Origin of the sequence: Streptomyces chartreusis (genome assembly GCF_008704715.1) — a bacterium.
GTDB lineage: Bacteria > Actinomycetota > Actinomycetes > Streptomycetales > Streptomycetaceae > Streptomyces > Streptomyces chartreusis.
The window spans coordinates 6,980,795-7,003,909 of the sequence record NZ_CP023689.1; the positions used below are offsets into that span (position 1 = coordinate 6,980,795).

19 protein-coding genes, 1 other RNA gene and 2 pseudogenes are annotated in these 23,115 nt (G+C 69.3%); 8 read left to right on the forward strand and 14 right to left on the reverse strand.

Going from position 1 to position 23,115, the window contains the following annotated elements; genetic code table 11:
• Nucleotides 1-50: 50 nt before the first annotated feature.
• Entirely contained in the window at nt 51-1,502 is a 1,452-nt protein-coding gene (locus CP983_RS30705) for an RNB domain-containing ribonuclease (RefSeq protein ID WP_150503165.1), read from the forward strand.
• Here the strand turns inward: CP983_RS30705 and CP983_RS30710 are convergent.
• Nucleotides 1,444-2,046 carry a hypothetical protein gene (locus CP983_RS30710; protein WP_150503167.1) on the reverse strand — a complete coding sequence of 201 codons (603 nt, stop codon included), beginning with the start codon at nt 2,044-2,046 and terminating at the stop codon, nt 1,444-1,446. The two genes, CP983_RS30705 and CP983_RS30710, sit on opposite strands and share 59 nt — an antisense overlap.
• Nucleotides 2,046-2,804 (reverse strand): MerR family transcriptional regulator, encoded by a 759-nt coding sequence (locus CP983_RS30715; protein ID WP_150503169.1) that lies wholly within the window; start codon nt 2,802-2,804, stop codon nt 2,046-2,048. Before CP983_RS30715 ends, CP983_RS30710 begins: the two co-directional genes overlap by 1 nt.
• 105 nt (nt 2,805-2,909) lie before the next feature.
• Between CP983_RS30715 and CP983_RS30720 the strand changes: the two genes are divergently transcribed.
• The 6 genes and pseudogenes from CP983_RS30720 to CP983_RS30745 all read left to right on the forward strand — a co-directional run bounded on the left by CP983_RS30720 (nt 2,910) and on the right by CP983_RS30745 (nt 10,617).
• On the forward strand, nt 2,910-3,734 hold the full coding sequence (locus CP983_RS30720; protein WP_150503171.1) for an AraC family transcriptional regulator: 825 nt from the start codon (nt 2,910-2,912) through the stop codon (nt 3,732-3,734).
• A 19-nt stretch (nt 3,735-3,753) separates the two neighbouring features.
• Nucleotides 3,754-4,602 (forward strand): annotated as a pseudogene (locus CP983_RS30725) (DMT family transporter); the annotation flags it as partial.
• Between the two features lie 178 nt (nt 4,603-4,780).
• Nucleotides 4,781-5,184: RNase P RNA component class A (gene rnpB / locus CP983_RS30730), an RNA gene on the forward strand.
• 376 nt (nt 5,185-5,560) lie between these two features.
• Nucleotides 5,561-6,094 (forward strand): DUF3320 domain-containing protein, encoded by a 534-nt coding sequence (locus CP983_RS30735; protein ID WP_167537786.1) that lies wholly within the window; start codon nt 5,561-5,563, stop codon nt 6,092-6,094.
• A gap of 309 nt (nt 6,095-6,403) precedes the next feature.
• Nucleotides 6,404-8,290, forward strand: a complete 1,887-nt coding sequence (locus CP983_RS30740) for a DUF2075 domain-containing protein (RefSeq protein ID WP_150503175.1) — start codon at nt 6,404-6,406, stop codon at nt 8,288-8,290.
• A gap of 194 nt (nt 8,291-8,484) precedes the next feature.
• On the forward strand, nt 8,485-10,617 hold the full coding sequence (locus tag CP983_RS30745; RefSeq protein ID WP_229914756.1) for a DUF2075 domain-containing protein: 2,133 nt from the start codon (nt 8,485-8,487) through the stop codon (nt 10,615-10,617).
• A 45-nt stretch (nt 10,618-10,662) separates the two neighbouring features.
• On the opposite strand, the gene CP983_RS44840 is transcribed toward CP983_RS30745, so the two are convergent.
• Nucleotides 10,663-10,791, reverse strand: a complete 129-nt coding sequence (locus CP983_RS44840) for a DUF6408 family protein (RefSeq protein WP_229914734.1) — start codon at nt 10,789-10,791, stop codon at nt 10,663-10,665.
• Between the two features lie 476 nt (nt 10,792-11,267).
• Between CP983_RS44840 and CP983_RS30750 the strand changes: the two are divergent.
• Nucleotides 11,268-11,996 (forward strand): annotated as a pseudogene (locus CP983_RS30750) (NERD domain-containing protein); the annotation flags it as partial.
• Nucleotides 11,997-12,083: 87 nt separating this feature from the next.
• Here CP983_RS30750 and CP983_RS30755 read toward each other — a convergent pair.
• The 11 genes from CP983_RS30755 to CP983_RS30805 are packed head-to-tail and all read right to left on the reverse strand — an operon-like array spanning nt 12,084 to nt 23,049.
• Nucleotides 12,084-12,821: a hypothetical protein gene (locus CP983_RS30755; RefSeq protein ID WP_150503177.1), complete on the reverse strand. Its 738-nt coding sequence runs from the start codon at nt 12,819-12,821 to the stop codon at nt 12,084-12,086.
• Nucleotides 12,822-12,866: 45 nt separating this feature from the next.
• Nucleotides 12,867-13,382, reverse strand: a complete 516-nt coding sequence (locus CP983_RS30760; RefSeq protein WP_167537788.1) for a hypothetical protein — start codon at nt 13,380-13,382, stop codon at nt 12,867-12,869.
• A complete protein-coding gene (locus tag CP983_RS30765) occupies nt 13,355-14,623 on the reverse strand; it encodes an MCE family protein (protein ID WP_150503179.1) in 1,269 nt (422 codons plus the stop codon). Before CP983_RS30765 ends, CP983_RS30760 begins: the two co-directional genes overlap by 28 nt.
• The gene (locus CP983_RS30770) at nt 14,620-15,945 is read right to left on the reverse strand and encodes an MCE family protein (protein ID WP_150503181.1); all 1,326 of its coding nucleotides are present in this window, start codon (nt 15,943-15,945) and stop codon (nt 14,620-14,622) included. The genes CP983_RS30765 and CP983_RS30770 overlap by 4 nt, the downstream gene beginning before the upstream one ends.
• Nucleotides 15,942-17,045 (reverse strand): MCE family protein, encoded by a 1,104-nt coding sequence (locus CP983_RS30775; RefSeq protein ID WP_150506984.1) that lies wholly within the window; start codon nt 17,043-17,045, stop codon nt 15,942-15,944. Before CP983_RS30775 ends, CP983_RS30770 begins: the two co-directional genes overlap by 4 nt.
• 26 nt (nt 17,046-17,071) lie before the next feature.
• A complete protein-coding gene (locus CP983_RS30780) occupies nt 17,072-18,232 on the reverse strand; it encodes an MCE family protein (RefSeq protein ID WP_150503183.1) in 1,161 nt (386 codons plus the stop codon).
• A complete protein-coding gene (locus CP983_RS30785) occupies nt 18,229-19,269 on the reverse strand; it encodes an MCE family protein (RefSeq protein WP_150503185.1) in 1,041 nt (346 codons plus the stop codon). The genes CP983_RS30780 and CP983_RS30785 overlap by 4 nt, the downstream gene beginning before the upstream one ends.
• Nucleotides 19,266-20,507, reverse strand: coding sequence for an MCE family protein (locus CP983_RS30790; RefSeq protein ID WP_150503187.1), 1,242 nt, complete (start codon nt 20,505-20,507; stop codon nt 19,266-19,268). The genes CP983_RS30785 and CP983_RS30790 overlap by 4 nt, the downstream gene beginning before the upstream one ends.
• Before the next feature lie 8 nt (nt 20,508-20,515).
• A complete protein-coding gene (locus CP983_RS30795) occupies nt 20,516-21,331 on the reverse strand; it encodes an MlaE family ABC transporter permease (RefSeq protein WP_107906887.1) in 816 nt (271 codons plus the stop codon).
• A gap of 3 nt (nt 21,332-21,334) precedes the next feature.
• The gene (locus tag CP983_RS30800; protein ID WP_150503189.1) at nt 21,335-22,105 is read right to left on the reverse strand and encodes an MlaE family ABC transporter permease; all 771 of its coding nucleotides are present in this window, start codon (nt 22,103-22,105) and stop codon (nt 21,335-21,337) included.
• Nucleotides 22,102-23,049: an ABC transporter ATP-binding protein gene (locus CP983_RS30805; RefSeq protein WP_150503191.1), complete on the reverse strand. Its 948-nt coding sequence runs from the start codon at nt 23,047-23,049 to the stop codon at nt 22,102-22,104. Before CP983_RS30805 ends, CP983_RS30800 begins: the two co-directional genes overlap by 4 nt.
• Between the last annotated feature and the right edge of the window lie 66 nt (nt 23,050-23,115).

Here is a 23,115-nt window from a genome sequence, read left to right on the forward strand (position 1 = left end):
GCCACAGCGTACGGCGTGCCACCCGGCGACCCTCGCCCTACGCTCGACACATGCCCCGCCGCCACATCCGCGTGACCGGCGCCCCCGAGGCCCCCCTCCGGGCCGCCCTCACCGCCCTGCGCCACGAGCTCGGCGTCCCCGCCGGCTTCCCGCCCGAGGCGCTGGCACAGGCCGAGGAGAAGGCGAAGGCCCCGGCCCTCCCCTCGCACGACGCCACCGACCTCCCCTTCCTCACCATCGACCCGCCCGCCTCCACCGACCTCGACCAGGCGATGCACCTCTCCCGGCACGGCACCGGCTACCGCGTCCGGTACGCCATCGCCGACGTCGCCGCCTTCGTCGTACCGTCGGGCCCGCTCGACCAGGAGGCACACCGGCGGGTGACCACCCTCTACTTCCCGGACCTGCGCGTCCCGCTGCACCCAGAGTCGCTGAGCGAGGGCGCGGCCAGCCTGCTCCCGGACCAGGACCGGCCCGCCGTGCTGTGGACGGTCGACCTCGACGGGGACGGCCGTACCGTCGCCGTCGACGTCACCCGGGCCCTGGTGCGCAGCCGGGCCAGGCTGGACTACGCGGGCGTGCAGAAGCAGATCGACGCGGGGACCGCCGAGGAGCCGCTGGCGCTGCTGCGGGAGATCGGGCTGCTGCGGGAGAAGCTGGAAGTGGAGCGCGGCGGGATCTCGCTCGGCGTACCCGAGCAGGAGATCGTCGAGCACGACCACACCTACGAGCTCGCCTACCGCGCCCCGCTGCCCGCCGACGGCTGGAACTCCCAGATCTCCCTGCTCACCGGCATGGCCGCCGCCGACCTGATGCTCTCCCTCGGCACCGGCATCCTGCGCACCCTCCCCGCCGCCCCCGACGGCGCGGTCGGCCGCCTGCGCCACACCGCCCACGCCCTGCACATCGACTGGCCGCACCACGTGTCGTACGCCGAACTCGTCCGCTCCCTCGACCCGCACCGCCCCCGCCACGCGGCCTTCCTCCAGGAGTGCACGACCCTGCTGCGCGGCGCCGGCTACACGGTGTTCCGCGACGGCGCCCTCCCGCCCATCACCACCCACTCCGCCGTGGCCGCCCCCTACGCCCACTGCACGGCGCCGCTGCGCCGCCTCGTCGACCGGTACGTGTCCGAGATCTGCCTGGCGGCCACCGCCGGCCGGCCGGTGCCCGAGTGGGTGGCGGCCGCCCTGGACGCGCTGCCGGCCCGGATGGCCGAGGGCAGCCGGCGCGCGGGCACGGTCGAGCGGGAGTGCCTGGACATCGTGGAGGCGGCCCTGCTGAAAGACCGGGTGGGCGAGGTCTTCGACGGCTGCGTGGTGGAGGTGGAGGAGCGCAGGCCCGCCGTCGGGACCGTGCAGTTGGAGTCCCCGGCGATCATCGGCCGGATCGAGAACACGGACGGGGAGCGCCTGCCGCTGGGGGAGCGGATCAGGGTCCGGCTCACCCAGTCGGATCCGGGATCGGCGAAGGTGCGCTTCGAGCCCGCGCGATCGCCTTGACGAGGCCGTCGGCGTCGTCGGCGTGGAAGCGCACCAGCCGGATGTCCTGACGACGCCCGAGGAAGGTGAAGTGGGCGACCGGCTCGGTGAGTTCGAGCGTCACGGTGGTCTGCGAGCCGATGGCGAGGTTCAGCTCGCCCTCGGTCCGCTCATGGGTGGTGCGCAGCTCGCGGCGGGCCCGGGCGACCTTCTCCAGCGGTATGCGCAGATCGACGTGCGCGGCACGCCGGACGCGCAGGACGCGGTCGTCGAGGACGTGCGGCCGTACGACGGAGGCGGCGTGCATCCCGACGATGAGCACCAGGGTGTACACGTCCACCGTGAACCACGCCCGCTGCACGGCGGGATGGTTGCGCAGCAGGATCGACATCATGATCGACTCGATCACGATCACGAACCCGAATCCCAGCATCATCGGGCCCTGGCCGCGCGAGTACCCGAAGGCGGCCCCTTCCCCTGTTCGGTGCCGCCGCCGGGCCACCCACAGCCCGATGCTCGCGAGGAGCCGCAGCTCGTGCCGGACGAGGACGAGAGCGGTGCGCATCACGGTCCGTCCCTTTCCATCAGGAGGTGGAGTGTGCGGCGGATGGCCGCCGCCTGGGCCGGGGCGAAGTCGGCGTAGAAGGCCCGCAGGAAGCTGCTGTCGGGGTCGACGTCCAGCTTCTCGGGCAGCAGGTCGGGGGAGAGGCAGTCGACCAGGGCGCGGGCCGCGTCGTCCACGCGCGGGTCGGCGGGGTCGGCGTCGGCGAGGTCGTCGAGCAGCGCGTAGGCCGCGAGGACCTGCTCCTTGGCGCCCGGCCGGGTGAACGCCTTCTCGAACGCGCCCACGAGCTGGTCCCGGCCCTCCGCTCCGGCCGTGGTCTCGATCAGCGCGAGCATCTCCCGGTCCTTGACGGCCATGGGCGAGTCGGAGACCTGCCCCATGTCCCGGAAGAGCGCCGCGAGCTGGGGCGACACGGGCCCCTCGGCGGTCACCGCGCCCTCGGTCTCCAGCAGCGTCCGCAGCCGCTGCCGCCGCTCCCGGATCGCCGCCTCCTGCCGCGCGAGATCCTCGTCCAGCTCGGTGAGCACCTCGGCGAAATCCTTGCCGGCGTCCTCGGCGAGCACGTCCCGCACCTCGGCGAGCCCCAGCCCCAGCTCCGTCAGCCGCCGGATCCGCGCCAGCACGACGGCATGCCGCAGCGTGTACTCCCGATAGCCGTTCGCCCGCCGCTCCGGCTCGGGCAGCAGCCCCTGATGGTGGTAGTGCCGCACGGTCCGAGTGGTGACACCGACCGCGGCGGCGAGTTCTCCGATCCGCATGGCACCAGTAGAGACGTTGACGTTGCGGCAAGGTCAAGCGGACGCCGCCCGGGCATGAAAACGGGTCGGCCCGGTGTTGAGCCCCTACAGGAGAGGGGGCGTGAAGTGGGCGAACAGGCACTGTGGACCAGAGCGCGGCTGGGCCGGGACGGCCCGCCCCTGGACCTGCTCACCGCCCGCTTCGACCGGCACGTCTACGCCCCTCACGCCCATGACGAGTTCACCATCGGGGTCTGCGTCGGCGGCAGCGAGATCATCGACTACCGGGGCGGCCACATCCGTCCCGGCCTGGGCTCCATCGTCGTACTGGCACCCGGAGAGATGCACACCGGCGGCCCCGGCGAGTCCGGCGGCTACGCCTACCGCGCCCTGTACGCCGAGCCGTCGCTGCTGACCGACGGCACCCTGGGCACCGGCACCCCGCACTTCCACGAGCCCCTCCTCGACGACCCCCAGCTCTCCGACGCCCTGCGCCTCACCCACGCCGAACTCGCCGCCTGCCCCGACCCCCTGGAGGCCGAGTCCCGCATTCCGTGGCTGATGACGGCCCTCACCCGCCGCCACTCCACCGCGCGGGCGACGGACGACACGGTCGCGGGCGCCGACCACATAGCGCGGGCGGTCCGCGACCGCCTCGCCGACGAGCTCACGGCCCCACCCTCCCTCGCATCCCTTGCCACCGACCTGGGCCTCTCCCGCTACCAGCTCCTGCGCGCCTTCCGTACGACGATGGGGATACCGCCGTACGCCTGGCTGGCCCAGCACCGGGTGACCCGGGCCCGCGGTCTGCTGGAGACCGGCCTGCGCCCCGCCGAGGTCGCCGGCCTGGTCGGCTTCGCGGACCAGGCACACCTCACCCGCTGGTTCCGCCGGGTGCTCGGGGTGACCCCGGCGGCGTACCGCAACAGCGTTCAAGACAGCGGACGGTGAGGGGGCCGAAACTCGCCGCATGACTGCACGCGGCTGGTTCCTGTTCGCCCTGATGAGCGTGATCTGGGGCGTTCCCTATCTGATGATCAAGGTGGCGGTGGACGAGGTCTCCCCGTCCATGGTGGTGTTCACGCGCTGTGCGCTGGCCGCAGCCCTCCTGCTCCCCTTCGCACTCCGCCAGGGCGGCCTGCCCCGGACGATACGGACGCACTGGCGCCCCATGCTGGCCTTCGCGTGCATAGAGATCATCGGCCCCTGGTGGACCCTGACGGACGCCGAACGCCACCTGTCCAGCTCGACGGCGGGCCTGCTGATAGCGGGCGTCCCGATAGTCGGGGTGGTTCTGTCCCGCTTCTTCGGCGCCACGGAACACCTCGGCGTCCGCCGCCTGACCGGCCTGATCCTGGGCCTGGCCGGAGTGGCGACCCTCACCGTCCCGCACCTGACGGGCGGCGACGCCCGCTCCCTGGCGGAGGTCCTGCTGACGGTACTGGGCTACGCGACGGCTCCCCTGATCGCCGCCCGCTACCTCAAGGACATCCCGTCCCTCCACCTCACCGCGGTCTGCCTGACCTTCGCGGGCCTGGTCTACGCCCCCGCGGCGGTCCTGTCCCGCCCGGCGTCACTGCCCTCGGCCGAGGCCCTCACGGCCCTCGCCGCCCTGGGCGTCCTGTGCACGGCGGTCGCCTTCGTGGCCTTCCTGGAACTGATCAAGGAGGTGGGCCCGACGCGGGCGACGGTCTTCACGTACGTCAATCCGGCGGTGGCGGTGGCGGCCGGCGCGATCTTCCTGGACGAGCCCCTCACAGCAGGCGTCCTGTCGGCCTTCGCGCTCATCCTGGCGGGCTCGGTACTGGCGACGAGCGGCGGGACGAAGGGCGGACCGCGCGGTGGAACAGCTGAGGGACCGGGCGGTGGGACAACTGAGGGACCGCGCGGTGGGACAGCTGATGCACCGGGCGCTGTCACGAGCGATGGACTGGGCGGCGCACCGAGCGATGGACCTCGGAAGACCTCTCGCCCGGTACCATGGTCGACACGGCAGACGAGCCGGGCGGACGGCCGCGTGGAGTCCCCTTAGGGGCTTCCCGAGGAACGTCCGGGCTCCACAGGGCAGGGTGGTGGCTAACGGCCACCCGGGGTGACCCGCGGGACAGTGCCACAGAAAGCAGACCGCCGGGGACCTCGGTCCTCGGTAAGGGTGAAACGGTGGTGTAAGAGACCACCAGTGCCCAGGGTGACCTGGGCAGCTAGGTAAACCCCACCTGGAGCAAGGTCAAAAGGAGCGCCGTAAAACGCGCTCTGCGGGGACGATCGAGGGCTGCCCGCCCGAGTCCCCGGGTAGACCGCACGAGGCCGGTGGCAACACCGGCCCTAGATGGATGGCCGTCTCCCCGGCCGCCGCGAGGCGACCGGGCGACAGAACCCGGCGTACAGCCCGACTCGTCTGCCGTCACTTGCGGCTTTGCCTTGGAAGGGCCTCTGATCTGCGACGGAGGCCCTATCCGATCTTTCGGAGGTTTGCCGCGTTACGCCGCAGGTAGTCCCTCGGGCAGCACTGAATGCCCTGAGGAGTGCGCGCTCGGCGAAACGCACCGCGAGTATGCCCGGGCGGACCCGACGGCCGACGGAAAACGGAGGGGAAGCCGTGGCTCGGATCGGGCGAGGCGATGAACAATGCCCGGGCGCTCGTGGAGGTGGGCGGTAGTGGCGGCGACCTTGGCAACGGTGACAGCACGGCGGAGGCCGTGGACAGCCCTCTGAGCGCAGGGGGCGGAGAACCTGTAGAAGTGACAGGTGGTCCGGCAGCCCCGCGAGTGGAGTTCGTGACCGTCGACGCCGGTCCTGCGCCGTGGAGCCGTCCCTACCAGGGGGTCGAGCCTGACCTGTTGGCAGAGGTACATGACAGGTCGAACAGCCAGCGGGGCATGTGGGGCGTGGAGTTGCTGGACCCCGATGTCCTCGACGTGGTGGCGGACGTGGCGCTGTGTGTGGTCGAGGTGGAAGGGCCCGCAGAGAAAGAGGTGATCTACACCCGGGTCCGTCTCGCGTGGGGCCTCGGACGAGCCGGCCAGGTGGTCCGCGACCGCATCGTCCGGGCTCTTCGCCGTCTACTCAAGCAGGGCAAGATCGTCCACGGCGGTACGGCCTACGACAGGCCCGGCCGCGAGACGGAGTTCGCCCGCACGCCCACTGAGCGTGCGCCCGACGAGTGGCGGAGGTTCCTGCGGCGGAGCGGCAGCTCGTGCTTCGCGACGTGGTCGACGAAGGACCGGGCATGCACCGCGAGGACCTGCTGCGGGAGGCTGCTTGCTTCTTCGGATGGGCGCGGCTCGGCGCCGATATCCGGGAAGCGTTGACTCGTGACATCGACGCGTTGATCGCCGCCGGGCACTTGATCGAGTCGGAGAGCGGCCTGATGCCTGCGGACGGTGGGTCCTGATCCAGAGGGCGGAGGCCATGCGTTCCGGCGTCCGGACGCCGGTAGGGGAGACCCGGCACGGCGTTCGCTGCCGCCACTGGGATCACCGGTACGGCTGTCAGGACCGCCAGGTACCCTCAAACACATCGTCAACGCGGCCCGACGGGCTTCCGCTCCACTCCGGTGGAGTCTCGAAGGAAATGCCCCCACCCGCACGAGTCTTTTCGTGCTGCCTGGGGGAAAGTCCTTGCTGTTCCGCGCGTCCGCGAAAACGGTCGCCGTCATGGCACTCGACGGTTCGCTGTTCCTGCACCTCACCGACCAGTTCGTCCACATGCACGGCTACCGGCCTGGGGCCTCGGAGGTGCGTTCCTGGGAGCGCAGCATCCCCGTGCTGGCCGCCGCACTCAACGACGCCGGTCTGGGCGACGTGGAGGTCATGCTGGAGTACGCGCTCCCGCTGAACAGCAAGCGCGCCGACGTCGTCCTCGCCGGAGTGCACCCGGTCACGGGAGAGCCCTCCTATGTCGTGGTGGAGCTGAAGCAGTGGAGCCAAGCACTGCCTCACGAGGACGACCCCACCCTGTGTCATGTCGACGTCTATGCCCATCCGGTGCTCAACCCCATCGAGCAGGTGCGCCGCTACTGCGAATACCTCGTCAATTTCAACGGGGCGGTGGCCGAACACGGGCACCGGGTGGCCGGAGTGGCATATCTGCACAACGCCACCGAGTTCGGAGTGACCGGGCTGCGGGAGATCGAGCGTGACGGCCACGGACTGCTCTTCACCGCGGAACGCCGAGGCGCCTTCCTAGACCACCTTCGTGCGAGGCTGAGCGACAAGCACCCGGGGGCCCGGACGGCGGACGAGCTCCACGCAGGCGCCACGGTGCCGTCGAAACAGCTCATGTCCGTGGCCGCTGAGGAGGTGCGCGAGCGCACACAGTTCGTTCTCCTCGACGAGCAGCAGGTCGCGTACCGCATGGTGCTCAACGCGGTGGAGAAGGCGAAGCGCGCCGACCGCAAGGAGGTCGTCATCGTCACGGGCGGCCCCGGCACCGGCAAGAGCGTCATTGCTCTCCAACTGCTCGGTGAGCTCTACAGGCGCGGGGTTTCGGCACTGCACGCCACCGGCTCACAGTCGTTCACGAAGACGATGAGGAAGGTCGCCGGAGCCCGCAAGCGCGAAGTCCAGGACCTGTTCAAGTATTTCAACAGCTTCATGACGGCCGAAAAGAACAGCCTGGGTGCCCTGATCTGCGACGAGGCGCACCGCGTCCGGGAGACTTCGGCCAACCGCTACACGCGCGCCGCGCACCGTACAGGCAAGGCACAGATCGACGAACTCATCGACGTGGCCTACGTGCCTGTTTTCTTCCTGGACGAGCACCAGGTCGTCCGCCCTGGTGAGATGGGCACGGTGGCCGAGATCAAGGCGGCAGCGGCGAAGCGGGGCATTCCCTGCAGTGTCGTCCCGTTGGACAGCCAGTTCCGCTGCGGTGGCAGTGACGCCTACCTGCGCTGGGTGGTCCGTCTCCTCGGCCTGGAGCCGGGTGGGCCGGTCGTATGGGAACCTGACGACCGCATGCGGTTGCTGGTCGCCGACAGTCCGCAGGAGATGGAAGCCTTCCTCGAAGCGCGCCGGGCCCATGACTACGGCGCTCGCATGTCCGCCGGCTACTGCTGGCGTTGGTCCCCGGAACCCAAGCCCGGCGACCCGCTCCCGCCCGACGTCGTCATCGGCGACTGGGTCCGTCCCTGGAATCTGCGCGGCGACCGCGCCGTCGCCGGCGCGCCACCGGCAGCCCTGTGGGCCACCGACCCGGCCGGCTTCGGTCAGGTCGGGTGCGTCTACACCGCTCAGGGCTTCGAGTACGACTGGTCCGGTGTCATCATCGGCCCCGACCTGGTCTGGCGAGGCGACCGCTGGGTCACGGACCGCACGGAGTCCAAGGATCCGGTCTTCAAGCGCTCGACGCCGGATGCCGACGTGGACCGACTGATCCGCAACACATACAAGGTGCTTCTGACCCGCGGAATGGTCGGCACGGTCGTCTACTCCACGGACCGGGAAACCCGCGAGAAACTACGGGAGTTGGTGGGTGCTGAGCGGCGCGTGGCTGTCACGACGTAACGATCGGCCTGAACCCACAGCTTTTCCGCCAACTTGCCGCTGATATGCCGTGAGTTGGGCGGGAGGAGCTCGCATGAGCTGTAGCGCTCCCTAAGATCGCCCGTACCAATTGCGGCCCGACGGGCTTCCCCTGCGCCAGGACACGCCCCCACCCGCACGAGTCACTCGTGCCCTGGGGGAACCACCTCGTGTCCATGCTCCTGCTGAGGCTGTCTGCGCAGGACCTGCTCACTCTGAACTCGAGGCGCCGGATGGTGCCCCACCTCGCGGCGAGGTGGAAGCACTTCCGGAAAACCGAAGCCTCGCTCTCCGAACGAACCGCCTGGGCGGAGAGTCTCGTTGAACTGGCCCAGGACCTCATCGAGGCGGGTCGCGGCAACGTGGAGATGATCGTCGAATGCGGTGCGACCGCCGACGAACCCGAGAATCCCCACGACCAGCGCCTGATCGACGTGGTGCTCGCCGGGCACCACCCCGAGACCCACCGCCCGTCGTACCAACTCGTGGAGCTGAAAAGATGGTCCACGGTAACGCGAGTCGAGGAGGCCACTGCCGAACTGGTCCATGTTCCGGGAATCTGCGAGCCGAAGCGACACCCCGCCCTGCAACTGCGCGAGTACTACCAGCTCTTCACGGGCGACGAGGGCCCGCTGGCCGGACACCGCATCGAATGCGGCGGCTTCACGTATCTCCACAATGCCACGGAGGAGTCCGTAAGGCCGCTGTTGTCCGTCGATGCACCCATGGGCCCCTACGCGCGCACCTACACCAAGGACCGTCGCAACAGGCTGCTTGCCGACTTGAACAAGCACTTCGCGGAAGAAGGCGGTGCCTCGGCAGCCGAGCTGCTGCTGCAGGGCCTGAGCCTCCGCAACACGCCGCTTCTCGACGCCATGATCAAGTCCCGTGGTGAGGACACCGTGTTTGCGCTGCGGGGAAAGCAAAAGGAGGTCGCCGAGGACGTACTGGAGAAGGCTTCGTTCATCCTTGGCGATCCGGACCAGCCGGGCCTCATACCGGATGACCGCCGTGCCGTGTTCATCATCACGGGTGGCGCGGGCACGGGGAAAAGCGCTGTAGGACTGGAACTCAAGGCAGAGTTCGAAGCTGCCGGGCGAACGGTGAAGTATGCGAGCGGCAGTCGAGCCTTCAACGGGGCGCTGCAGGAGCACGTGGGTTACGGCGACAAGGAATTCAAGAAGAGCTTTACCTACTTCAGCAACTTCGTCACACCACCCGAGCCGCCTCTTGATGTCCTCATCTGTGATGAGGCCCACCGCATGAGGGACCGCACCACCAACCGCTACCTGCCCGCAGAGCGGCAGGGAACGAAACCTCAGGTGGAAGAGCTGCTGGACGCGTCCCGTCTCACAGTGTTCTTTCTCGACGGAAGCCAGACTGTTCGTCCGAATGAAGTGGGCACGGTCGACCTGATCGAGAACGCCGCCAAGGCCCGAGGCCTCCTGCCGGGCCGCCACGAACTCACCGACCAGTACCGCTGCGGGGGGAGCGACGGGTATGTGCGCTGGGTGCAGGACCTTCTGGGACTGACAGGAGACGAACTGCGGACGTGGACACCTGACGGGCTGATGCATGTCGAGGTCGCCGACAGCCCGGAGGAGCTGGAGCGGATCATCAGGACGGAGTCCGAGGCCGGTGCCTCGGCGCGTATGGTCGCCGGCTTTTGCTGGCCCTGGTCCAAACCGCGAGGCAAGGGAAAGGGCAGATGGCTGGAGGAGGACGTGCGCATCGGCGGCTGGCATCAGCCCTGGAACGCCGACAGCGGCAGTTGGTGCGAGAACGGGACAGTGCCTCCTTCAAAGATCTGGTCGGTGGACCCGGCAGGCATCAACCAGATCGGCTGCGTTTACACCGCCCAGGGCCTGGAGTGGGACTGGTGCGGCGTGATCATGGGCAAGGACATGGTGCGCCGCGACGGCCGTTGGATCTTTCGGCGCGGCAAGACGCGCAAGGACCCGGAAACAGGGGTCAAGCGCGTCGCGGTCCCCGGTTCCTTCGACCCGAGGCTGCGATGGAAGAACCTGAGCGAGGAGGACTTCGGGCGGTGCATCCGGCACGCTTACCACGTCCTCATGACACGGGCGAGCCGCGCGACCGTCCTCTACTCCACGGACGAGGAGACGCAGGCATATCTGAGGGAGGCCGTCGGTGACGTGCAGATACACGGCCTGCGGCCCACGTGGGACAACCTTCCACCCATAGCCAGGGTCCCTCACCTTCCCCGCCCTACGGGGAAGCGCAACCGTTCACGCAGCCGGAAGTCGAAGCAGAACCAGCCCCACTCCGAGCAGCGACCCCTTTTCTGAGGATCTGAGGAGTGGCGGGCTCTCCGGGCCCGCCACATGCCTGCCTCAGACGAGCAGGTGCGCTGCCGCCGCCAGCGCCTCCAACACAAGGTTGGAGACGACTCCGGCGGCGGCGCCGACCAGGATCTCGCGGATCCAGGGGCGACGCGCAGGCTTGTACTCGACCGGTTCCATGAAGGGCCACTCCAGGTTGTGAGTTCGGAATGGCAGGGATCGCCCTACCGGGCATCCGCCCTCACCGAAGTGAGGTCCACATGGTGGATTCACCATCCGTCACTCACGACCAGCGGACTGGACCGCGGCTCCGCCTCGTACCCTCCGGGAAGGTGCGCAGCGAGTGACAAGCCTAGCGCACAGCCCAGACACCGAATCAGAGCAAGTCCCATGCAATCGGAGGGAGTTAGAGTGCGTGATCGGCTCAGACGGTCTTCCCTGCAGGACCCCTGATTGTGGCGGTGCTTGACCTCTGAAGGGGTGTGCCTGCGGTGACGTGCGCGAATGTCGTGTATGTACTTCCTTTACTGAGGCTTCTCATGTCAGTGCCAGCCACTAGGTTCGACGCACCTGGGGGTTTCGCCTTCCCGTGGCGGGTAGCTCCCGAAGCATCTGATGGGGTGGGTGGACGGTACGACTGGCGGGGACGGCGTGAGATGCGGGAAGGCGGCCGGTGGAAAACGGTCACCGAGTCTGAGTTCGACCATGAAGGTCGCGGCTTGGAGGCGATCCGGAATGAGCTTCCGGACTCCGACCCGTGGCGGGTCTGGTCGAACTTCATGTTCACTGCGGACACCGGGCATGTCCGCGAGGTAGATCTGCTGGTCGTCGCGCCGGGCGGCATGTGGATGATCGAGCTCAAGAACTGGCACGGCTCGCTCACCTCCGAGAACGGCACCTGGGTACAGACCACCCCGGGAGGCAGGCGCTGCACCCACGGCAACTCCAGCACCTGGTCAACAAGAAGGCCAAGGAACTGGCCGTTCTGCTGGCGCAGAACGGTAAGCGGGTGTGGGTGGGCGAAGCCGTTTGCTTCACCGACGGCGCGCTGCGGGTGCGCCTGCCCGCTCACGACCAGAACGGTGTGTACGCCGTCCGCCAGCCCTCCGGTTACGCGGTCGGCCCCGCGCTGATCTTCGACTACCACCCGGACACCCTGAAGCTGGACGAGTACCTGATCCAGTACGGCGAGAAGCTGGACTTCCACGGCCGGATGGCGCCGGTCCGCCAGCTCGCCGAGAACACGCGCTCCACGCACTCCAGCCGTATCCACCACCGGGCGCTCGCCGCCCGCTCCGTGCTTGTCGTCCCCCGGCCGCGCGGCAGGAAGGGGCCGGGCCGTGGGGGAGGAAGCCGCCTGGCTCACCCCGCGCCTCCAGATCTCCGCTGTTACGACTGCCGTCCGGTGAGCATCAGGTCCCGGTCCGTCTCTTAGCAACACCCGCACGTGAACGACGTGCACCCCGCGGACCTCACAGCGCGTCGACCCCGCTCACCTTCCACCCCCCGTCCGTGTGGGTCATCGTCATCCGCACCCGGTTCAGGTCCACCCGAGCCCCCGAGACCTGTGTGCTCTCGGTGACCTGGTTGATGAAGAGCAGGACCACGACCTTGTCCAGGGATGCCGATACGACGGAGGCGGCCGGGGTTCCGGTGGCGGGGGCGGCGATCGTGGCCTTTACGACGGCCCGGTACTTCTTGGCCGTCGGGCCGACCACGGCCTTCGTGGTCTTGCCGTACTCGGCGCGGAAGCCGCCCGTCAGGTGGGTGCGGGCGCTCGTGAAGTCCTTGTCCAGGTGACGGTAGTCGTAGGAGAGGACGAGCGGTGCGGCCTTCTGCGCGGCGGTGAGTGCCTGGGTCCGGGCGCTTTCCGTCCGGTGTCCGTCCCGGTACTGCCAGCCCAGTACGGCGGTTGCCACCAGGGCGGCCAGCAGGAGGACGCCGAGTACCAGCGTGAGCAGGCCGCGTCCACGGGGGTGCACCTCGGCCTCGGCCTCGTCCTTTGGCGGCGCGTCCTCCTCGAACGATTCGAGCGACGGCTCCGGCGGGTCCTCCCAGCCGTTCTTCGGGGCCTCGATGAGCACCGTGCGGCCGGCGACGGAGGCCTCCGGCGCCGGTACGCGGTGGCCGCGCTCCGCTCGCTTGGCCGCGGCACGGGCGGCCGCCGTCATGGTGCGCCGGGTGCCGGTGCTCGGGGTCGTCTTCGGCATGGTCGTACTCCTCTGTGGTGCTTGTCAGCCGAGCTGTGGTGCTCGTCAGCCGACGAACTCGACGTCGGACGTCAGCCAGCGCCCGTCCCGGTGGACCAGGTCCAGTTGCAGGCGGTACGTGCGCGCCTCTCCTTGGGGCACAGCCGTGTTCGTCACCTTGCTGTCGGCGACCACCAGTACTCGGGCCGAGTCCTCGGCGGAGCGGACGATGCCTGCCTCCAGGACCTGGCCCTCCGAGACGGACTTGTTCGCCGCTACGAGCCGCGTCAGTTGCCGCGTCTGTGCCGCGAACTGCTTCTTGAAGTCGCCCGTCGCGCCCGCCAGTACGTTCGCGCTGTCGCGGTCGTAGTGGCGGTAGTCGAGGGAGGTGAAGTTGAGTGCTGACTGGCGGGCCGCGGCCAGGATGTCCTGGTGGCGCTGGTCCGATTCGTGTTGTGCGTGGAGGCCCACGGCCAGCCAGATCGTGAGTGCGGTGGTCAGGACCGTCGCGGCGACGAGTCCTGCCGTCACCGCCCTGGAACTCCGCCAGTTCTTCATGCCATCGGGCCGACGAGCAGCCATTGCCACGACTCCTTTCCGAACACGGCCTGCTGGCCGCCCTTCGAGCCGATCTCGACGGCCCTTCCGTCCGGGCCGGTGGTGGTGCCGGTCTCCGGGTCGTACGGGGTGACGTACGCCGCCCGATCTGCCTCGTCGGCAGCTCCTGGAGCGTTCTGCGCTCCCCGCACCGACGACTCGCTGCCCCGCGGCAGCGTGCAGCGGGCCTGCCTATTCGCCTCGCGCGTGCTCGTGTCGGCAGGGTCGCGGCGGGCCGTGCCGTAACCCTTCGTGCAGGCCGGCGGGTCGTCGGCGTTCACCACCAGGCCGAAGTGGGTGGTGCCGTCGCCCGGGATGACCGTGTAACTGCCCGCCACCATCACCGGGAAGGTGACCAGGGCCTGTTCCACGCCGGGGAGGCGGGCCAAGGTCACCTGGCCGCCGCTGATCAGGTTCGCCAGCAGGACCGACAGTTCGGGGCCCACCGACTTCAGCAGCGAGTTCACCTCCTGCGCCGCCGGTCTCGCGTTGCCGATCAGCCTTCGCAGGTCCCCGTCGCTCGCCTTCAACTGAGCCGTCAGCGCTGCCAGATCGCTCGCGAATGATTTGATCGACGAGCCCTGGTCCGCCTGTGTCTTCAGTACCTTCCGCGAGTCCTCGATGAGCGCGATCGTCTCCGGCAGCGCCTCCGACGCCGACTCGATCAGCACGTTCCCCGAGTCCACCAGACGGCTCAGGTTCGGGCCCGTGCCCGCGAACGCCTTGCCCAACTCGTCGACCGTGACCCGCAGATCCTTCTTCCCCACCGAGTTCACCAGGCGGTCCAGGCTGAGGACCAGGTCCGTCGTCGGCAGCGGTACGCGTGTGCTCTCGCGCGGGATCGTGCCGCCGTCCAGCAGATACGGACCCTTGGACGTACGGGGTTGCAGGTCCACGTACTGCTCGCCCACCGCCGAGCGGTTCGCCACCACGGCGAGTGTGTTCGCCGGGATGCGCGGTGCCCCGTCCTCGATGTCCAGGGCGACCGAGACGCCGTCCGCGCCCGTCAGATGCAGCGCACCCACCCTGCCCACCGGCACCCCGCGATACGTCACCTCGGCGCCGGGGAAAATCCCCCCGGACTCGGCGAAGTCCGCCCGGACCGTGTAGCCGCGGTCCAGTACCTCGTCCACCAACCCGGTGTACTCGGCGCCGACGTACGACACCCCTACGGCGGTGATGGTGGCGAAGGCGAGCAACTGGGCCTTGACCGTCCGTGTGATCACGGCTGGACTCCCTTCAGCATCAGCTCGGCCAGGGCGAGGTCGATCCCCTTCGGCCCGTCGCCCCCGGCGCCGTAGCCGCCGCCGTACTCGCCGTAGCTGCTGGTGCACACCGGCGGGCACAGCGGGTCGCCACCGCCGTCGGAAGGGGCCGAGGGGGACGACGGCACGCCCGGTGTGCTCGGGAGCGCGGTGGGTGCCGGGACGGTCGGCGGGCTCGGGAGATCCGATACGTCCGGGAGGTCCGGGGTCTCCGGAAGTCCGGGTCCCTGGGGCTTCCCGTCGCCACCCCGACCGCCGCCCGGCTTCTCCGTCAAGTTGCCGTAGATCCCGGCCAGGTCGAGGTCGGCCGTGATGTGGAGATTGACGTAGTCACCCTTGATGGCGTCCACCGCGTTGCGCGGGAAGGGGTAAGTCGTCAGCAGTTCCAGGGAGTTGGGCAGGTCATCGCCCGCCTTGTTGAGTTGTTGCAGGATCGGGCGCAGCTGTCTCAGGTTCGCGACCGTGTCGTCGTGCGACGCGTTGACCACCCTGGTGCCTGTCTTGCCGAGCTTCGACAACGACGTGAGCATGCGCGTCAGGTCCCGCCGCTGGTCGGCCAGGACCTTCAGGGCCGGCGGCATCGCGTCCACGGCCTCGGCGATGGTCCTCTTCTCCCGGCCGAGGCGCTTGGCCAGCCGGTCCACCGCCTTCAGCGCCCGGACGATGTCCTGCTTCTGCTCGTCCAGGCCGCCCAGGAACACGTTCAGCTCCTTCAGCAGGGACCCGACCCGGTTCTCCCGTCCCTCCAGCGCCTTGTTCAGTTCCACGGTGATCGTCTTGAGCTGCGCCACACCACCGCCATTGAGCAGGGCGGACAGGGCGGACAGCACCTCCTCGATCTCCGGGTTGCGGCCGCTGCGGGACAGGGGGATCGCGTCGCCGTCCTTGAGGCGTCCGACCGGAGTGGTGTCCGTCGGCCTGGACAGCGCCACGTACTTCTCGCCGAGCATGCTGGTCTGCCGCAGCTCCGCGATCGCGTTGGCGGGCAGTTCGACCGAGTCGGCGACCCGGAGTCGTACGCGTGCGTGCCAGCCGTCCAGCTCCACCTTCTCGACGGCGCCCACGGTGACGTCGTCGACCTTCACCGCCGACTGCGGCACCAGGTCGAGGACGTCACGGAACTCGACGGTGACGTGGTAAGCGTCGCCGTCCGAGGCCGCTCCGCCGGGCAGCTGGACGTCGTACCAGCCCTTGAACTCGCAGCCGGACAGGAGCAGCGAGCCGACGGCCGCCCAGGCCGCCACCTTGCCCTTGCGCAGCGCGCTCGCGCGCGGCACTCTCATGCGTTCGCCTCCAGGATTCCGCCGAGGGTGCGGTCGACCGTGCCGGTGACCGCCGGGCCCCGTGGGACCTCGGGCAGGGAGTCGAACAACTCCTTCAGCTCCTTGCAGTCCGGGTTCCTTCCGCCCTCGTCCCCGGTCGTCCTGAGCACCGAGCACAGCAGCGAGGCCGGGTCCTGTGCCTGATCGGCGTTGTTGCGGGTGTCGAGGGTGCCGGCCGACGGGTTGTAGGCGTTGTTCAGGTTCGACATGCCGGTCGGCGCCACCTCCAAGAGCTCCTCCAGCGCGGCCCGTTGGGTGACGAGTACCTTGGTGACCTTGCTCAGGCCCGCCACGTTCGAGGTGAGCGACTTCTTGTTCCGCTTCACGAAGCCGGACACGTCGCCCAGTGCCGTCCCGAGGTTCCTCAGCGCCGCCGCCAGGTCCTTGCGCTCGCCCGCCAGCTGCTCGGCGACCTTCGCGAGGCTGCTGTTGAACGAGCGCACGCTCTTGTCGTCGGCCGCGAGCGCCGCCGTGAAGACCTGGAGGTTGCGGATCGTGCCGAACAGGTCCGTGCGGCCGTCGGACAGGGTCGTGACCGCCTTCGAGAGGTCCTCGACCGTCCGGTTGAGGTTCTCGCCCTGACCGTCGAGGTTGTCCGCGCTCACCCCGAGCAGCCGCGACAGGGAGCCGTCCTTGTTGGCACCCTCCGGGCCGAGGGCCTCGGCCGTGCCGTGCAGGCTGTCGAAGACGCGGTCCAGCTCCACGGGTACGGCGGTGCGCGACTCGGGGATCTCGTCCCCGTCCCGCAGCACCGGACCGCTCCGGTACACGGGCAGCAGCTGCACATAACGGTCGCTGACCACCGAGGAGTTGATGATCGCCGCCTGCGCCTGCGCCGGGACCTTGCGGCCGGCGTCGTACTCCAGGTCGACCCGCACACGGTCGCCCTCCGGCGTGATCTTCCTGACCTCGCCGATCCGGACGCCCAGCACCCGCACGTCCGAGCCGGGGTAGATGCCGACCGTGCGCGGGAAGTACGCCGTGACGCGGACCGGCTCGGGGCGCGGCCACAGGACGTAGGCGAGGGCGGCGACGAGGGACAGTGCGGTGAGCAGGGCCAGGGGCTTTCTCAGCCTGACGGGGAAGTTCACTGCGATCCTCCCGTCCGTGGCACCACGGGAGCGGCGACGAGGTTCTGGACGTAGGAGTCGAACCAGCGGCCGTTGCCGAGGGTGTTGGTGAAGAGGCGGACGTAGGGCGCCAGGAGCTTGATGCTGCGGTCCAGGCTGGACTGATTGCGCTCGAGCATCGTCACCACCTGGTTCAGGCCCTTGAGCGCGGGCCCGATCTCCTTGTCGTTGTCCTGGACCAGGCCGGAGAGCTGGATGCCGAGCGCGGCGGAGCTCTTCAGGAGCTTGTGGATCGCCTCGCGCCGCTTGCTGATCTCCTTGAACAGCTTGTCGCCGTCCTTGACCAGGGCGGTGAAGTCACCGGAGCGGTCGGCGAGTACGTCCGTGACGCCGTTGGCGTGGCCGAGCAGCTCGCGCAGCGCCTTGTCGCGGGAGGCCACCGTCCGGGAGATCCGGGACAGGCCCTTGAGGGATGCCCGTACCTCTTCCGGTGAGTCCTCGAAGGTGGCGGAGATGGTGTCCATGGCCTTCGCCACGCGATCGGTGTCGATCTTCTCCGATGTCGTGGTGAGGTCGCTGAAGGCCTGTACGACGTCGTAGGCGGGGACCGTGCGCTTCAGCGGTATCTCGCTGCCTGGAGCCAACTGGCCCCCGCCCTCGGGGTGCAGTGCGAGGTACTTCGCGCCGAGGATCGTCCTGACCCGGATGGACGCGCCGGTCTCACGGCCGAAGCCCGGCTCGCCCTTGATCTTGAAGGTGACCTTGACGTGGTCGCCGTCCAGGTCGACCTCCTCGACCTTGCCGACCTTGACTCCGGCGATCCGCACCTCGTCACCGGGCTTGAGCCCGCCCGCCTCGGCGAAGGCCGCGCTGTACGTCTCGCCGTCGCCGATCAGCGGCAGGCTGTCCGCGTTGAACGCGGCCAAGGCCAGCAGTGCGAGGGTGGTGAGGCCGACGGCACCGATGACGACGGGGTTGCGGTCGCGGAACGGGATGAGGCGTGGGCGACGGAGCCGTATCCCCGGCAGCCTGGGCGGCTCGACGCGCACTTTGAACAGCGGTTGCGGGCGGGGCCTGCGACGCGGCAGGAGTTGTGCCTTCGGCAGACGTATCCTCGGCAGCCTGGGCGGCTCCACCCGCACTTTGAACAGCGGCTCGGGACGTTGCTTACGGCTCATCCCGCGCACCTCGCCCTCGCCACATGCAGCTCGGGTGTCAGTACCTGCTTCGTCTTCGGCAGCACGATCCGCCCGTCGAAGTCGCAGAGGTAGAAGTTGAACCACGAGCCGTAGGACGCCGTCCCCGTCAGCTTGTTGAGCTTGTTCGGCAGCCGCTTCAGGACGCCCTCCACGGTCTTCTCGTTGTCGTTCAGCGTTCCGGTGAGCCCGGTCAGCTCGGCGATGTCGTCCTTCAGCGGCGGACGCGCGTCCTTCAGCAGCCCCGAAGTGGCCTCCGTCAGATCGCCGATGTTCACCAGCGACCGCCCGATGGGCTTACGGTCGGCGGCCAGGCCCGAGACGACCCGGCGCAGTTGCTTGAGGAGGCCGGAGAAGCGGCTGCCCCGCTTGTCCAGCGTCTCCAGCACGGTGTTGAGGTTGTCGATCACCGAGCCGATCAGCTGGTCGCGGTCGGCCAGGGTCGAGGTGAGCGACGCCGTGTGCACGAGGAGGCTGTTGACGGTGCCGCCCTCGCCCTGGAGGGTCCTGATGATCTCGGTGGCGAGCTGGTTGACGTCCTTCGGGCTCAGTGCGGCGAACAGCGGCTTGAAGCCGTTCAGCAGGGCGTTGAGGTCCAGCGCCGGTTGTGTGCGCGACAGCGGGATCGTCCCGCCGGGCCGCAGCAGCCGGGACCCGTCGCCCGTGCCCTCGGTCAGCGCGACGTACCGCTGCCCGACCAGATTGCGGTACCGGACGACCGCGCCCGTGCTGGTCAGCAGCGGTCGGTCCCGGCCGACGGTGAAGGTGACCTCGGCCAGCGTCCGGTCCTTGATGCGGATGTCCTCGACCTCGCCGACCCGCACCCCGGCCACGCGGATGTCGTCGCCCTCCTCCAGGCCGGTGACATCGCTGAACACGGCGCGATAGCGATCCTCCGGGGTGAGGGAGATGTTCACGATCGTGGCGGCGAGGAGGGCCGTCGCCAGGATGGTCACCAGCGCGAAGACGCTGAACTTGACGAGGGGAGCAGCGGTCTGCCGCGCGCCTGCGGTCCTCATGCCACACTCACCGCCGTCCCACGTGCCAGCGGCCCGAACAGCAACGTCGCGACCGGCGGCACCTCGTCGGCGGGCACCCCCAGCGCGGGCGCGACGAGTGAGCCGACGGCCCTCTGCTCGGCTCGCGTCGCGGACACGTCGAGCGGGCCACCCGAGGACGAACCCCCGGCCTTCGAACCGTCGTCGAGGTGGGCACCGGGCGCCGGCACCGGCGGACCCGGCAGATCACGGCAGTCGGGACCCGACCGCTCGCCGTACCGCGGCTCCTCGCCCGGTTCGTACGCCCCCTGCGGCTGTACGACCTCCAGCGTGATGTGCATTTTCCCGCCCCGGAACGCTTCCTCCGAGGCCTTCTCCTGCCGGACCAGACCGGCCAGCAGACAGGGGTACTCGGGGGAGTAGCGGGCGAACAGCTCCAGCGTCGGGCGGGAGACCCGGCCGAGGGCGATCAGCCGGTCGCCGTTGGTGTCGAGGAAGTCCTCCGTGGTGCCGGCGACGGTCGCCGTGGTGCGCAATGCCGCCGCCAGCCGGTCCTTCTGCTCGACGATCGTGCGGCTGGTGGTGACGGTGTTGCGCAGGATCTCCATCAGGTCGGGCGCCGCGTCGCCGTAGATCTCGGCGACCTCGGCGAAGCGGGCGATGTCCTCGGTGAGGGAGGGCAGGTGGGGGTTGAGGCGGCGCAGGTAGGCCTCCAGGCGAGTGAGGTTGCCGCCGATCCGGTCGCCGCGGCCCTCCAGGGCTGTGGCGAACGCGGAGAGGGTGGCGTTGAGCTTGCCGGGCTGGACGGTCCGCAGCAGGGGCAGCAGGTCGTTCATGAGCTGCTGCACCTCCATGCCGACCCGGGTGCGGTCCTGGGTGATGACGTCGCCGGCCCGGATCGGGCGGGCGGACGAAGCGGCGGACGGCACCAGGTCGACGTACTTCTCGCCGAACAGCGTCTTGGGGAGCAGCCGCGCGTGCACGTCCGACGGGATGTACGCGACGTGCTCCGGCTTGAGCGCGATGTCGAGCCGCGCCTTCGTCCCGTCGGCCCGCACCTCGCGCACCTCGCCGACGAGCAGCCCGCGCAGCTTGACGTCGGCCCGTGGATCCAGCTGGTTGCCGAGGCTGTCCGCCTCCAGCGTGATCCGCACGACCGGCGTGAACGCCTGCCGGTACACGGCGACCGACAGGGACAGCAGCAGTGCGAGTACGGCGATGAAGACGACGCCGTACAACCGCAGTCTCAGCACCCTCATCCGGCGGCTCACCCCGCGATCCGTACGGTCGTACTGGCGCCCCAGATGGCGAGCGACAGGAAGAAGTCGAGGACGTTGATCGCCACGATCGAAGTCCGCACCGCACGGCCCACCGCCACGCCGACGCCCGCGGGCCCGCCGCTCGCGTAGTAGCCGTAGAAGCAGTGGACGAGGATGATCAGGACGGCGAAGACGAGCACTTTCCCGAAGGACCACAGCACGTCGACCGGTGGCAGGTACTGCTGGAAGTAGTGGTCGTAGGTGCCGGCCGACTGGCCGTAGTAGCCGGTGGTGATGGTGCGGGCGGCCAGGTAGGAGGACAGCAGCCCGATCACGTACAGCGGGATCACCGCGACGAACCCGGCGATCATCCTCGTCGTCACCAGGAACGGCAGCGAGGGCACGCCCATCACTTCGAGCGCGTCGGTCTCCTCGCTGATCCGCATCGCCCCCAGCTGGGCCGTGAACCCGGCGCCGACGGTCGCGGACAGCGCGAGCCCGGCCACCAGCGGGGCGATCTCACGGGTGTTGAAGTACGCCGAGAGGAACGCCACGAAGTTGGAGGTGCCCAGCTGATTGAGGGCCGCGTAGCCCTGGAGACCGACCTCCGTGCCGGTGAAGAAGGACAGGAAGGCGATCACACCGACCGTGCCGCCCACCACCGCGAGCGCGCCCCGGCCGAAACTCACCTCGGCGAGCAGCCGCAGGATCTCCTTCTTGTAGCGGCGCAGGGTGCGGCCCGTCCACGCCAACGAGCGGCCGTAGAAAGCGAGTTGCGCGCCGAGGTCTTCGAGTGAGCGCAGCGGGCGTCGGAGAGGTCTCATCGGCTAACCCCTCTGCGGGACGACCTGGAAGTACACCGCGGTCATCACGAAGTTGGTCACGAACAGCAACATGAAGGTGATCACCACCGACTGGTTCACCGCGTCGCCCACACCCTTCGGGCCGCCCTTCGCGGTCAGCCCCTTGTACGAGGCGACGATCGCCGCGATCGCGCCGAAGACGAGCGCCTTGACCTCGGCCGCCCACAGGTCGGAGAGCTGGGCGAGGGTGGTGAAGGAAGCGAGGTAGGCGCCTGGCGTGCCGTTCTGCAGGACGACGTTGAAGAAGTAGCCGCCCGCCACGCCGACCACCGACACCAGGCCGTTGAGCAGCACCGCCACCAGCATCGACGCCAGTACGCGCGGTACGACCAGCCGGTGGACGGGGTCGATGCCCAGCACCTGCATCGCGTCGATCTCGTCGCGGATCTTCCGCGCCCCGAGGTCCGCACAGATCGCCGTGCCGCCGGCGCCCGCGATGAGCAGCGCGGTGACGATCGGCGAGGCCTCGCGCAGCACGGCGAGCACGGAGGCGGCACCGGAGAAGGACTGCGCGCCCAGTTGCCGCGTCAGGCTGCCGATCTGCAGGGCGATGACCGCGCCGAAGGGAATGGAGACCAGGGCCGTCGGAAGGATCGTCACGCTCGCGATGAACCATGCCTGCTGGATGAACTCCCGTGCCTGGAACGGGCGTCGGAAGACCGTCCGGGCGACGTCCAGCGCCATCGCGAACAGGCTCCCCGAGTGCCGCAGCGCTCCGATGGGTGACAGGCTCATGCGCCGACCACCGCCCTCGGGTGCAGCGCGGCCTCGCGGCGGGCGATCGCCTCCCAGCGGGGTGGCCGGGGGATGCCAGGACCCGGCAGCAGGCGGGGAGTCAGAGCCTTACTGCCGGGGGACTCGGTGCCCTTGGCGGTGTCGCCGAGGGCGGCCAGCTCCTGCTCGACCTGCGCGGCGTCCTTCTCCTCGGCCATCCCGATGGGGCCTTGCATGCGGCCGTTCAGGAACTGCCGTACGACGGGCTCGTCGCTGGTCAGCAGCTCCTCGCGGGGCCCGAACATCACCAGCTCGCGGCGGAACAGCAGCCCGATGTTGTCCGGGACCTGGCGGGCGGAGGCGATGTCGTGCGTGACGATCAGGAAGGTCGCGTCGATCTGGGCGTTGAGGTCGACGATGAGCTGGTTGAGGTAGGCGACGCGGACCGGGTCGAGGCCGGAGTCGGGTTCGTCGAAGAGGATGATCTCCGGGTCGAGCACCAGGGCCCGGGCCAGTCCCGCCCGCTTCCGCATCCCGCCGGAGATCTCGCCGGGCAGCTTTCCCTCGGCGCCGATCAGCCCGACCATGTCCATCTTCTCCAGGACGACGCGCCGGATCTCGCTCTCGGACCTACGGGTGTGTTCGCGCAGCGGGAAGGCGATGTTGTCGTACAGGTTCATCGAGCCGAACAGCGCGCCGTCCTGGAACAGCACGCCGAAGAGCTTCCGTACCTCGTACAGGTCGTGCTCGCGGAGCCTGGTGATGTCCTGGCCCTGGATCGTGATCGAGCCGCGCTCCGGCTTCAGCAGGCCAACGAGCGTCTTGAGGAACACCGACTTGCCCGTGCCCGAGGGGCCGAGCATGACCGAGACCTCCCCGGCGGGCAGTGTCAGTGAGACGTCCTGCCAGATGACCTGGTGACCGAAGGACTTGGTCAGCCCTTCCACACAGATCTCGACACCCATCCGGTCCACCCTTCGGCCCCTGGAGCAGCTCTGACATCTGCTCTACGGGGAGGGGCGGGGCGTCCG